Annotated in this window: 1 protein-coding gene; it reads left to right on the plus strand. The window is 63.4% G+C overall.

Features of this window, described 5'->3' with window-relative positions; all coding sequences use genetic code 11:
* The coding region (locus L0U85_RS20140) for a transposase family protein (RefSeq protein WP_241379557.1) at positions 1-733 on the plus strand (733 nt) is incomplete at its 5' end.
* Between the last annotated feature and the right edge of the window lie 18 nt (positions 734-751).

A 751-nucleotide genomic window follows, 5' to 3' on the forward strand; every position in this document is an offset into this window, starting at 1 on the left:
GATCTACACGCTGCGGTTCCTCATCGACGGCACCCGCATCAAGCAACTCGCCGCCTCCAATGCCCTGCCCAAGACCACCGCGTACACCTACCTGTGGGAAGGCTTGGAAGTCCTCGCCGCATGCGCACCAACCCTCCACGACGCGATCGACGCCGCCCGATCCGCAGGTGACAGCCATATCGGCCTCGACGGTACGCTCATTCCCACCAACCGCGTCACGGTCGAGGGCCCGACCGAGGGCTGTGACTTGTTCTTCTCGGGCAAGCATCACCGCCACGGGGTGAACCTCCAGGTCATCTCCGCCCCCGACGGGTTCCCACTGTGGATCGGCGAGGCCCGGCCCGGCCGCGAGCACGACACGACCGCCGCACACCTGACCGGCGTCGAAGGGGCGATCGCGCTGATCAACGTCGGCGTGCCCAAGGAATCGCACCTGTTGGTGCTGGTCGATCTCGGCTACAAGAAGTTCCGCGACTTCCCCGCTGTGCGCATGGGCCATAAGAAGCCGAAGTATCGCGAGCTGACGGATGTGGAACGCCAGTACAATAAGGTGATCGGCGCGCTGCGAGCCCTGGCGGAGAAGGCGAACGCCGACCTCAAAGTCCGGTTCGGGTGTCTTGACAAAGTCAGTTTGAATCCGTGGCGAATCGGCACCATCGCCCGCGCGGCCTTGGCGTTCTTCCACATCGAACGACCACGCCACCTCAAAACGATCACTCAGAGTGCCACATAAGTTGCCGGGAAAACCTCA

The organism is Glycomyces sp. L485, assembly GCF_022548875.1.
Classification (GTDB): Bacteria; Actinomycetota; Actinomycetes; order Mycobacteriales; family Micromonosporaceae; genus Glycomyces.